This window comes from Streptomyces sparsogenes, from assembly GCF_001704635.1.
In the GTDB taxonomy this organism is placed as follows: Bacteria; Actinomycetota; Actinomycetes; order Streptomycetales; family Streptomycetaceae; genus Streptomyces; species Streptomyces sparsogenes.
On sequence record NZ_MAXF01000041.1, the window covers coordinates 24,365 to 36,238 of the forward strand.

Annotated in this window: 8 protein-coding genes and 1 riboswitch; of the genes, 5 read left to right on the plus strand and 3 right to left on the minus strand. The window is 73.8% G+C overall.

Features of this window, described 5'->3' with window-relative positions:
• Positions 1-26: 26 nt before the first annotated feature.
• Both BBH68_RS09760 and BBH68_RS09765 read left to right on the plus strand, forming a co-directional pair.
• Positions 27-1,472 carry an SWIM zinc finger family protein gene (locus BBH68_RS09760; protein WP_065960912.1) on the plus strand — a complete coding sequence of 482 codons (1,446 nt, stop codon included), beginning with the start codon at positions 27-29 and terminating at the stop codon, positions 1,470-1,472.
• On the plus strand, positions 1,367-3,232 hold the full coding sequence (locus BBH68_RS09765; protein WP_425428796.1) for a DUF5691 domain-containing protein: 1,866 nt from the start codon (positions 1,367-1,369) through the stop codon (positions 3,230-3,232). Before BBH68_RS09760 ends, BBH68_RS09765 begins: the two co-directional genes overlap by 106 nt.
• A gap of 105 nt (positions 3,233-3,337) precedes the next feature.
• Here BBH68_RS09765 and icmB read toward each other — a convergent pair whose 3' ends face one another.
• On the minus strand, positions 3,338-3,748 hold the full coding sequence (icmB, locus tag BBH68_RS09770) for a coenzyme B12-dependent isobutyryl CoA mutase small subunit (protein WP_065960779.1): 411 nt from the start codon (positions 3,746-3,748) through the stop codon (positions 3,338-3,340).
• A 392-nt stretch (positions 3,749-4,140) separates the two neighbouring features.
• Between icmB and BBH68_RS09775 the strand changes: the two genes are divergently transcribed.
• On the plus strand, positions 4,141-5,019 hold the full coding sequence (locus BBH68_RS09775; protein ID WP_065960781.1) for a lipase family alpha/beta hydrolase: 879 nt from the start codon (positions 4,141-4,143) through the stop codon (positions 5,017-5,019).
• A 184-nt stretch (positions 5,020-5,203) separates the two neighbouring features.
• On the plus strand, positions 5,204-6,916 hold the full coding sequence (locus tag BBH68_RS09780; protein ID WP_065960782.1) for a M23 family metallopeptidase: 1,713 nt from the start codon (positions 5,204-5,206) through the stop codon (positions 6,914-6,916).
• A 99-nt stretch (positions 6,917-7,015) separates the two neighbouring features.
• Here the strand turns inward: BBH68_RS09780 and pcrA are convergent, their stop codons facing one another.
• Positions 7,016-9,520, minus strand: coding sequence for a DNA helicase PcrA (pcrA, locus tag BBH68_RS09785; protein ID WP_065960783.1), 2,505 nt, complete (start codon positions 9,518-9,520; stop codon positions 7,016-7,018).
• Positions 9,521-9,675: 155 nt separating this feature from the next.
• A riboswitch (cyclic di-AMP (ydaO/yuaA leader) is annotated at positions 9,676-9,847 on the plus strand.
• Between the two features lie 8 nt (positions 9,848-9,855).
• Between pcrA and BBH68_RS09790 the strand changes: the two genes are divergently transcribed.
• The gene (locus BBH68_RS09790) at positions 9,856-11,010 is read left to right on the plus strand and encodes a C40 family peptidase (protein ID WP_065960785.1); all 1,155 of its coding nucleotides are present in this window, start codon (positions 9,856-9,858) and stop codon (positions 11,008-11,010) included.
• A gap of 101 nt (positions 11,011-11,111) precedes the next feature.
• Here BBH68_RS09790 and BBH68_RS09795 read toward each other — a convergent pair whose 3' ends face one another.
• Positions 11,112-11,816 (minus strand): L,D-transpeptidase, encoded by a 705-nt coding sequence (locus BBH68_RS09795; protein ID WP_065960787.1) that lies wholly within the window; start codon positions 11,814-11,816, stop codon positions 11,112-11,114.
• Positions 11,817-11,874 lie beyond the last annotated feature (58 nt).

Genomic DNA, 11,874 nt, shown 5'->3' on the forward strand with positions numbered 1-11,874 from the left:
CAGTGGCCGCACGTACCGTCGGTGACATGAATGGGCAGGGGGAACGCTGGACGGCGGAGCAGGTGCTGGCCCTGGCTCCTGACGCCGCCTCACGCAAGGCGGGCAGCAAGCTCGCCACGCCCGGCCCCTGGTCGGGGGCGGGCGCCCACGGCGGGGGCGTGTGGGGGCTGTGCGCGGGCAGCGGCGGCAAGCCGTACCAGACGGTCGTCGATCTCGACGGGCCCGCCTACCGCTGCAGCTGCCCCAGCCGGAAGTTCCCCTGCAAGCACGCGCTCGGCCTGCTGCTCCTGTGGGCGGGCGGCGGGGGCGTCCCGGAGGCCGAGGGGCCGCCCGAGTGGGCCGGGGAGTGGCTGGCCGGGCGCCGGGAGCGCGCCGCGCGCGAGGCGTCCGGCGCGGCAGCCGAGGCCGCCGCGGGCGGGCGGAAGGAGCCGGGCGGCGTCGCCGATCCGCAGGCGGCCAGGCGCCGGGCCGAGCGGCGCGCCCAGCGCATCGCGGCGGGCGCCTCCGAGCTGGAGCGGCGCCTGGCGGACCTGCTCCGCGACGGCCTGGCCGGCGCCGATCGCTCCGGTCACGCGGTGTGGGAGGAGACGGCCGCGCGCATGGTCGACGCCCAGGCGCCCGGCCTGGGGGCGCGGGTGCGGGAGCTGGGCGCCATCCCCTCCTCAGGGCCCGGCTGGCCGGGGCGCCTGCTCGAGGAGTGCGCGCTGCTGCACCTGCTGAGCGAGGGTTACGCGCGTCTCGACCGGCTCCCCGAGGCGCTGGCCGCCGCGACCCGCTCGCGCGTCGGCCTCACCACGACCACGGCCGAGCTGCTGGCCTCCGGCACCGCCGTCCGCGACCGCTGGCTCGTCCTCGGGCGGCAGGACGACAGCGACGGCCGGCTGACGACGCGCCGGATCTGGCTCCGCGGCCAGGACACCGGGCGCATCGCCCTGCTGCTCTCCTTCGGCGCGGCCGGCCACACCCCCGAACTCGCCCTGCCGGTCGGGATCGTGCTGGACGCCGACCTCACCTACTACCCGGCCGGGCGCCCGTTGCGCGCCGCGCTCGGCACCCGCCACCCGGACCCGCCGCCCCCTGACCCCGCCGCGCCACCCGCCCGGCCCGCCCCGCCGGTGCCCCCGGGGAGCGACATCCCCGCCGCGCTGGCCGCCTACGGGGACGCGCTGCGCGAGGACCCCTGGCTGGACGCCTGGCCGGTCGTGCTCTCGGGGGTGACCCCGATCCCGGGCGGCGAGGACGGCTGGCAGTTGGCGGACCCCCGGACGGGCGCCGCCCTGCCGATCGACCCGCGGTGCGCCGGGCGTACGGACCTGTGGCAGCTGACCGCGGTCTCGGGCGGCGGCCCCGTCACGGTCTTCGGCGAATGCGGCCATCGCGGCTTCGCCCCCCTCACCACCTGGGATCCGGCCCCGGTCCCGCTCCAGAGCCCGTCCGGCGCCGGACCGACACCCCACGGAGGCATGCCGTGAGCACCACCGCGTCCTGGGACGACCTGGTCGCCGCCGCCCTGCTCGGCACCGAGCGCCGCACCCCGCCCGTCACCCCGCGCCCCGGCCAGGATCCGCCCGCCGCCCTGCTGGACGCCGCCGCGCTCAGCACGCTGCGGCGGCGCGCCGGGCTGCGCCCCGCCGCCGCCCGCCCGGCCCCCTCTCCCGCGCCCGCCGATCCCCGCCCACCGCTGCCCCCGGCCGCCCGCAGCCGGCTGGCCATGCTGCTCGCCGGCCGCTCCGCCCCCGGCGGCGGCCGGCGCTCCGCGCCCGACCTCGCCGAGCTGCTCCCGCAGTGGCTCACCATGGCCAACCAGTACGGCTACCAAGCACCCGCCGCCCTCCTCCCGGCCCTCCTGGACGCGGCCCGCGCCCGCACCGATCTGCGCCCCGAAGCGCTCGCCCTCGGCGGTCCGCGCGCGCTGTGGCTCGCCCGGCTGAACCCGGAGTGGAAGTTCGCGCTGCGCACCGGCGGGGCGGGGCGCGCGGCGGAGGCGCCGGCGGATGCGGATGCGGAGACGGAAGCGGGGGCGCCGGCCGGTGCGGAAGCCGGGGATCCGGCGGACGGCGCGGCTGCGGTGGCCGTGCCCGCCGGGGTGCGGCGGCAGTGGGAGGAGGGGCTGTTCGCGGAGCGGGTCTCCGTGCTGGCCGCGGTCCGGCACCGGGATCCGGAGGTCGGCCTGGCGCTGCTCGGGAGCACCTGGTCCACGGAGCGCGCGGAGGACCGGCTGATGTTCCTCGACTCGCTCCGCGACGACCTCTCGCCCTCCGACGAGCCGTTCCTGGAGCAGGCCCTGGCCGACCGCAGCCGGAACGTCCGGGCCACGGCCGCCGAGTTGCTGTCCGCGCTCCCCGGCTCCGCGCTGGCCTCGCGTATGGCCGAGCGGTCCCGCGCCTGCGTCTCGCTCGACTCCGGGGTCATCACCGTCGAGGCGCCGGCCGAGTGCGACAGCGGCATGCAGCGCGACGGTGTCGTGGCCAAGCCTCCCTCGGGGCGCGGGGAACGCGCGTGGTGGTTGGGCCAGTTGGTCGAGGCGACGCCGCTGGAGTGCTGGAGCGGCTGGTTCGGCGGGCGGGGCGCGGCCGAGATCGTGGCGCTGCCGGTGGCCGACGGCTGGCAGGCGGACCTTCAGGCGGCGTGGTGCCGGGCGGCCGTGCGCCAGCGGAACGTGGAGTGGTCCCGCGCCCTGCTGGGCGCGCCCGTCGCGCCCCCCGCCGCGCCGCCCACCGCCTCGGCCGCGCCGGGCGGAGCGGACGGGGCCGGCGGGGCGGGCGCGGGGGCCCCGGCCGCCGCCCAGGCCGCCCCGTCCTGGCGCGATCCGGCGAAGCTGCTGTCCGCCCTGCCGCCGGACGAACGGGCCCAGTGGGTCGCGGACTTCATCGCGGCCCACGGGCTGTCCGACGCCTTCCGGCTCCTGGGGGTGTGCGCGGTGCCGTGGGCCGAGCCGCTGGGCCGGGCCGTCGTGGACGCGCTCGACATCGCCCGCGACGCGGGCAGCTACCCGTGGAGCTTCAGCGGCGTGATGGGGCTGGCCGAGCGCTGTCTGGACCCGGACCAGGCCGACCGGCTGGAGGTGCTCACCGCGATATCGGACGAGCCGGAGGACGGCTCGCCCGGCGCCGGGGGCTACTGGTCGGAGGCGTTCCAGCGGCTGGTGGGCACGCTCCGGCTGCGCGCGGCGATGCGGCGCGAGCTCGAACCGCCCGCCGCGGCGGCGGCCCGCCCGGCGCCGGCCCCGTGACCGGTCCGCCCGGCACCGACCCCGTGACCGGCCCCCCGGCCCGCCCGGATCCGGCCCCGTGACCGGCCGCGGCGGGGCGGCCCGGGGCCCGCCCTGCCGCTCCGGTTACGCGGCCACCGGCCGGACGTTCTCCCTGACCCACTCCACGATCGATACGGTCGTGGCGCCCGGGGTGAAGATCTCGGCGACGCCCTGCTCCTTGAGGAGCGGGATGTCCGCCTCGGGGATGATGCCGCCGCCGAACACCTTGATGTCCTCCGCGTCGCGCTCCCGCAGCAGCTCTATCACCTTCGCGAAGAGCGTCATGTGCGCCCCGGAGAGGATGGACAGCCCGATCGCGTCGGCGTCCTCCTGGATCGCGGTGTCGACGATCTGCTCAGGCGTCTGGTGCAGGCCGGTGTAGATGACCTCCATGCCCGCGTCGCGCAGCGCCCGTGCGATGACCTTCGCCCCGCGGTCGTGACCGTCGAGCCCAGGCTTGGCCACCACCACGCGGATCGGACCGGTCACACCCATCGCAGCCTCCATGTCGTCATCCCACCCCGCCGCGCGTCGCGCGGATCTCGCCGACCGCCGTCGGGGGACGTGAACGTGAACGAACGTTATCTCCAGCATCCCGCACGCAGCGGTTTCACGGCGCGCAGCGAGGGGGAAATCACACGTGGGACACATTCACCTCGGCCGCACCCACATTCGCCTCGAATTCCGCGGGGCGGACCCACGCATCGGGCCGGCCATCAGGGGAGCCGCAGCGGGGACCGTCGCACCGCGCCGCGCCGTCAGTGAGGGCCGCCTGGCGCCGCGGTGCGACGGAGCGGTCGTACCGGACGAGCCCGGGAAGGGCTGTTCGCGAGGGCACACCGGGGCAGCGCCGCGCCTTCCGTGCGCCGTTGGGGAGGTCGGCCGCCATGGGCCTCGCACGGATCCGCGCCACCGTCCTCGACCTGGCGATCCTCGCCGGGCATCTTCTCCTGTACCCGACCGGCCTGCTCCAGGAGCGCCCGCCGGCGACACCACCCGCCGCGCCGCCCGCCGGCCCGCCCGGCGAATCGCCCGCCGCGCCGACCGCCACCCCGCCCGACGGATCGCCCGCCGCACCCGCCGACGCAGCGCCGGGCACCGTGGCCGCGCTGCCCACCGACGGTCCGGACCGCCGCCCGGTCCTCCTGCTGCACGGCTTCATCGACAACCGCTCGGTGTTCGTCCTGCTGCGCCGCTCGCTGCGCCGGCACGGCCGCCGGCACGTGGAGGCGCTCAACTACTCGCCGCTGACCTGCGATATCCGGGCCGCCGCGGCGCTGCTCGATCGCCATGTGCGCCAGATCTGCGCGCGCACCGGCCACAGCCGGGTGGATGTCGTCGGCCACAGCCTGGGCGGTCTGATCGCCCGTTACTACGTGCAGCGGCTGGGCGGGGACGCCCGGGTGCACACGCTGGTCACTCTCGGCACCCCGCACTCCGGCACCCGCACCGCGCCCCTGCTGGCCGCGCACCCACTGGTGCGCCAGATGTGTCCGGATTCCGATGTGATCGAGGAATTACGGCGCCCCGCCCCCGACTGCCGTACGCGGTTCGTCAGTTTCTGGAGCGATGTGGATCAGCTGATGATCCCCGCGGAAACCGCCCGGATCGACCATCCGGATCTACGGGCGCGCAGCGTCCCCGTCAAGGGAATCGGGCATCTCGCCCTTCCGGTGCATCACGTGGTCGCGGCTCGAGTCCGCGAAACGCTGGACGCCGCCGACGAGGCCGCCGCAGACGCTTCGGGGGCCGTCTCGGTTGCGTGACGGGGCCGGAAGTTGCCGAACAGTAATCGAACATCCGGCCAAATTACGGCATGCGGTCAACCGAAAGGCGGCCAAATGCCCGTTCCGGCGTTACTCAAAACCTGAGGAAGATTGTCGCCGTCCCGAACCGCCGGGTACAGTCGCCGCTAATTCTCCTGCTGCCGAGGCGAAAGAGAAGTTGGTGGTGAACGACCGTCACCCATCGGGGATCACAACCTCGACCGTCCCCGCTCCTGACGCCTCATATCCTTACTACGAGGCTTACGACCAGCAGGGCACCGCGCACGGCTACGCCGGGTACGACGGCTGTTCCACCGGCACCTTCGACAACCTCACCGCCGCGTACGGCGACGGCGACCCCCTCTTCGGCTCACTCCCCGGCGGCCAGGACGGCGGCTACGGGGCCGGTGGCCTCGACGGGTCCACGGGCGGGCAGTACGACGCCCCGCAGTGGGGGGCCGCGGCCGGCCCGTACGACTCCGGCACCTATGACACCACCGCGATGTGGGCCGACTCCGGCGTGCCGGCGGCCGGCACCATCCCGGCCCAGCAGGACTCGGACACCGGCGGCCAGTGGGACGCCACCGCCTGGGACACCACCGGCCACCACGACCTGGCGGCCGCCCAGTGGAGCGGCACCGGGCAGTACGACACCTCCGGGGTCGACACCGGCCAGACCCAGTGCTGGGACATGAGCGCCTACGCAACCGTCGACGAGTCGCAGTACGAGCAGCACGAGCAGCACACGCCGTACGAGCAGCACGCTCAGCACGCGCCGTACGAGCAGTACGAGCAGTACGAGCAGCACCAGACCTACGGGAACTACGAAAAGCAGGAGCAGGGCGGGTACCACGAGGGCGGCTACGAGCACGGCGGCTACCAGCAGCCCGCCGAGCAGCCGTACGCCGTCCCCGAGGCGGAGTCCGAACCCGGGGCGGTGGCCGTGCACGAGGCCGAGACCCAGACCGCCCTCATGGTCCTGGACCTCGACTCGCCCGACGCCGACACCGGCATGCCCGGCACGGCGGGCACCGGCACCGCCGACCCCCACGACGCCGAGGGCGGCGCGACCGACGACGAGGATCGGGCCCCGGCCGAGACGGCCTCGCTTCCCTCCCCCCGCTCCGCCGCATCCCGCCGGGACGGCGGCCGCAGCCGCCGCCGCGCCCCCGCGGCCCGCCCCAAACGCTCCGCGCTCCTCACCGTCGCCGTTCCCTCCGTCTGCGCGCTGGGCGTCACCGCCGTGGCCGCCGCCTCCGTCAGCAACTTCGGCGACGACAAGAAGGACACCAAGACCACCCAGGCCGCCGCGGACACCCCGCCGGTCAATCCCTCGGTCGCCAACAGCAAGCTGGACACCCAGCTCGCCGCGGGCCTCGAGGACGCCGACGACTTCCGGGACCGCGCCAGCCGCACCCAGGAGCGCATCGACCTCCACGCGCGCCAGGCCGCCGAGCGCAAGCGCAAGCTCGCAGAGGCCGCGCGCAAGGAAGCGCTGCGGCCGAAGTTCGCGCTGCCCGTCTCGCAGCACGGACTGAGCGCCGGCTTCGGCCAGGCGGGCGTCAACTGGATGTCCCTGCACACCGGCATCGACTTCCCGGTCGACAACGGCACCCCGGTCATGGCCGCGACCGACGGCACCGTGCGCACCCAGTGGAACGACGCCTACGGCAACATGGTCATATTGACCAGCCCGGATGGCACCGAGACCTGGTACTGCCACCTGAGCACCGCCAAGATCCGGGCCGGATCGGTCAAGGCCGGGGACGTCATCGCGTACTCCGGGGACTCCGGCAACTCCACCGGGCCGCACCTCCACTTCGAGGTGCACCCCGGCGGCGGCGCGGCCATCAACCCGCTGCCGTGGCTGCGCAGCCACGGGCTCGACCCGACGTAACCCGCGTAACCCACCCCGAGACGGCCTACCCCCGGAACAGGCCCACCCCGGAGGCGGGCTCACCCCCGGGACGAGGGTGAGCCGGCTACAGCTTCTCGGCTACAGCTTCTCCACCGGGGCGTACCGCAGCAGCAGCCGCTTCGGCTTCTCGTCGCCGAAGTCGATCGTCGCCTCCGCGTTGTCCCCGCTCCCCTTCACCGCGACCACGGTGCCGAGCCCGAACGCGTCATGGGTGACCCGGTCCCCGATGGCCAGCGAGACCACCGGCCGCTCCTTGGCCCGCCGCGTGGCGAAACCGGCGGCCCCGGCCCCCGCCCGCGAACGCGAGGAGGACAGCGACGAGGACAGCGAGGACGCGACCCCCGCGACGGCCCCGACGGCCCCCATCGACGCCGACGGGGTGGCGGGCCCGGTCCGCTGCCAGCGCACGTACTGGTCGGGGATCTCCTCCAGGAAGCGGGACGGCGGGTTGTACGCGGGCTGGCCCCAGGCGCTGCGCATCGTCGACCGCGTCAGATACAGCCGCTCGCGGGCGCGCGTGATGCCGACGTACGCCAGCCGCCGCTCCTCCTCCAGCTCCTTGGTCTGGCCGAGCGCGCGCATGTGGGGGAAGACCCCGTCCTCCATGCCGCTGAGGAAGACCACCGGGAACTCCAGGCCCTTGGCGGTGTGGAGCGTCATCAGGGTGATGACCCCGGAGCCCTCGGTGTCGTCGTCGGGGATCTGGTCGGAGTCGGCGACGAGCGCGACCTGCTCCAGGAACTCCGCGAGCGTCCCCGGGTTCTCCTCGCCGCGCTCCTGCTCGTACTCCAGGGCGACGGCCGCGAGCTCCTGGAGGTTCTCGATCCGGGTCTCGTCCTGCGGGTCCGTGGACGCCTGCAACTCGGCCAGATAGCCCGTGCGCTCCAGCACCGCCTCCAGCACGGTGGCCGGCCCCGCGCCCGACTCGGCGATCGTCCGCAACTCCTCCATCAGCACGTTGAACCGCTTCACCGCGTTTGCCGAGCGGGCCGCCATCCCGTACGCCTCGTCGACCCGGCGCAGCGCCTGCGGGAAGGTGATCTTCTCGCGCAGCGCCAGCGCGTCGATCATCGCCTCGGCGCGCTCGCCGATGCCGCGCTTCGGCACGTTCAGAATCCGGCGCAGCGGGACGGCGTCCTCCGGGTTGGCCAGCACCCGCAGATACGCGAGGACGTCGCGGACCTCCTTGCGCTCGTAGAAGCGCACGCCGCCGACGACCTTGTACGGCAGCCCGACCCGAATGAAGACCTCTTCGAAGACACGGGACTGGGCGTTGGTCCGGTAGAAGACGGCCACGTCCCCGGCCCGGGCCTCGCCCGCGTCCGTCAGCCGGTCGATCTCGTCGGCGACGAACTGCGCCTCGTCGTGCTCGGTGTCGGCCACATAGCCGGTGATGGTGGCCCCGGCGCCGGCCTCGGTCCACAGGTTCTTCGGGCGGCGGTTCTCGTTGCGCTCGATGACGGCGTTGGCCGCGCTGAGGATCGTCTGGGTGGAGCGGTAGTTCTGCTCCAGCAGGATGGTGGTGGCGTCCGGGTAGTCCTCCTCGAACTGGAGGATGTTACGGATCGTGGCGCCCCGGAAGGCGTAGATCGACTGGTCGGCGTCGCCCACCACGCACAGCTCGGCGGGCGGGACCGCGTCGCCCCCGTCGCCGCCCTCGCCGCCGGCGGCCACCGGGCCGGTGCCCACCAGCTCGCGCACCAGCGTGTACTGCGCGTGGTTGGTGTCCTGGTACTCGTCGACCAGGACGTGCCGGAAGCGGCGGCGGTAGTGCTCGGCGACGTCCGGGAACGCCTGGAGCAGATTGACCGTCGTCATGATGATGTCGTCGAAGTCGAGGGCATTGGCCTCGCGCAGCCGCGACTGGTACATCGCGTATGCCTCGGCGAGGGTCTTCTCGAAGCCGTCCGCTGCCTGTCCGGCGAAGGTCTCCTCGTCGATGAGCTCGTTCTTCAGGTTGGAGATCTTGGCGCTGAAGGACTTGGGCGGATACCGCTTGGGGTCGAGGTCCAGGTCCCGGCACACCAGCGCCATCAGCCGCTTGGAGTCGGCCGCGTCGTAGATCGAGAAGGAGGAGGTGAAGCCGAGCTTCTTTGACTCGCGGCGCAGGATGCGCACACAGGCGCTGTGGAAGGTCGATACCCACATGGCCTTGGCGCGCGGGCCGACCAGCTCCTCGACCCGCTCCTTCATCTCGCCCGCGGCCTTGTTGGTGAAGGTGATGGCGAGGATCTGGCCGGGGTGGACCCCGCGCGCGCCGAGCAGATGCGCGATGCGGTGGGTGAGCACCCGGGTCTTGCCGGATCCGGCGCCCGCGACGATCAGCAGCGGCGAGCCGGTGTGGACCACGGCGGCTCTCTGCTGCTCGTTGAGCCCCTCGAGCAGCGCGGCCGGGTCCACGGCGGGCCGGGCGGCGCCGTCGCGGTAGTACGCCTCCCGGGGGGCGGGCGCGTCGAACCTCCCGGCAAAGAGGTCGTGCGGGACGTCCTCACCGGCGGGCCGGCCGTCGTCCTCGGGCGGCGGGGGCTCCTCGTCCGGGGGCCCGAGATCCGCCAGGAAGCTGTCGTCAAAGAGGCTGCTCATCGCTCACCGAGTCTAGGACGCCGCACTGACAGCGTACGTACGGATGTCACGAAACGGTTTCGGGGCAATTCGAACACAGGCTTCACACGGGCCCCACAAGCCCGCTACCGTCCACCGTCAGGCGGCCCGTAACCCGTCGGCGACCGCGCCGGCACGGGCTGTCTCCGCCGAGTCCGGCCCCGCCGCGAGGCGGCTGGAGCCGGGGACCCACGCGCACCACCGGGGTGAATCGGGCCGCGCGGCGACCCAGCCGCCGCACGGCCCGTAGGGCAGCCTTCCGACGCCCGAACCCGACAGCTAACCCGGTAGGCGGTCCACGGAAGGAGTCGCCTCCCTTGGCGTCGCACCGCAAGCCCCGGGCCCGGACACGGGACTCGGCCACCGGCCGCCGCACCGCCGTCTCCGTCACCATGGCGGCCCTCGCGTCCGTCACCCTGCTGAGCCAGACGGCGAGCGCCGAGCCCGGCAAGCCCAAGCCGTCGATCGAAGAGGTCAAGAAGAAGGTCGACACGCTCTACCACCAGGCGGAGTCCGCCACCCAGGGCTACAACGCGGCCAAGGAGCGCACGGGCGCGCAGCGCGCCAAGGTGGACAAGCTGCTCGACAGCATCGCCGACCGGGCCGAGAAGCTGAACGAGGCACAGCGGACGCTGGGCATCTACGCGGCGGCGCAGTACCGCGGCGGCGGCATGGCCTCCTCCACCGCGACCCTGCTGTTCGCCTCCGACGCGCAGGGCATCTTCGACCAGTCCCACCTGATGGACCGGCTGACCAAAGGGCAGAAGAAGGCCGTCGCCGACTTCAGGTCGCAGCAGGCGAAGGCCGCCGAGGAGCGCGCGAAGGCCACCGAGTCCCTGGCCGCGCTGACCCGCTCCCAGGAGCAGCTGAAGACCAGGAAGAAGACCGTCCAGGACAAGCTCACCCAGGCCCGCCAGCTGCTGTCGGAGCTGACCGCCGAGGAGAAGGCGCGGCTGGCGGCGATCGAGCGGAAGAAGGCGGAGGAGGCCCGCCGCAAGGCCGCGGAGCTGGCACGGAAGCAGCGGGAGGCGGCGGCGGAGCGGGAGCAGCAGCAGGGCCAGGGCGGCGGCTCCGGCTCGACCGCCCCGTCGGGGTCCTCCGGCAACTCCGGCGGCTCGCACTCCACCAGGGCCGACAAGGCCATCGCCTTCGCGCGCTCGCAGCTCGGCAAGCCGTACGTCTGGGGCGCGACCGGCCCCAACTCCTACGACTGCTCGGGGCTCACCCAGGCCGCCTGGAAGACCGCCGGGGTCTCACTGCCGCGCACCACCTGGGACCAGGTGAAGGTCGGCACCCGCGTGTCGACCTCCGACCTCCGGCCGGGCGATCTCGTCTTCTTCTACGGCGACATCAGCCATGTCGGTCTCTATATAGGCGACGGAATGATGATCCACGCCCCCAAGCCGGGTGATGTGGTCAAGAAGGCGCCGATCACCGAGATGCCGATCTACGGAAGCGTCCGCCCGGCATAGCCGGCCGGTCACCTCAGCCGGTCCCGGTCCCCGTCCCGGACCCGGACCGGTCGGGCCCAGGGCGGCGGCCAACCGCCGCCGCCCCGGGCCCGGGGGCCGGCTCAGGTGCCGGGCTTGCGGCCGTAGACGAAGACGTCGTCGCCGTTCCGCAGCATGCTCCAGTACTTCTTGGCGTCGGCCTTGCGCATGTTGACGCAGCCGTGGGAGCCGGGCGGCGACCACACGCTGCCCGCGATGGAGTGGAAGGCCTGCCCGCCGTCGAAGAACTGGCTGTAGGGCATCGCCACGTCGTAGAGCGTCGACCAGTGGTCGATGTCCCGCCAGTAGATCTTCTTCAGCCCGCCCCGGGTCTCGTACCGGTCACGGCCGGTGCGCACCGGCACCGGGCCGAACTTCAGCCGCGAGCCGTCCTGGATCCAGCTCAGCTGGCGGGTGAGGTCCACGCAGGCGATGCGGCCCTTATTGGTGGGGCACTTCCTCGCCTTGTTCGGGTTGTGCCCCGCCGCCTTCTGCTTGTTGATCAGGTCCATCACGCCCCAGGTGACCGGCCCCGCGTACCCGATGGTCGGGCTGATGCCGTGGTTGACCTGGAACTTCTGGATCGCCAGGCAGTCCGCCCGCGACTGCCGCCCGTCGACCGGGCGGCCCAGGAACTTCTCCGCCTGCTTCTGGTACGGCCCCGTGCTCGTCGTGCACGACGAGGCGGCCTGCGCCGGGGTGCCCAGCGCGACCGCCAGCGGCACCACCATCCCCGCCACCCCCAACGCCAGGCCCGCCCGGCGGCTCCATGCCGCAACTACCCCCATTGCCCGCTCCCTTCGGCTGCCTTTGTCCCATAAGACCGACAGCGGGGGCAGGTGGTTG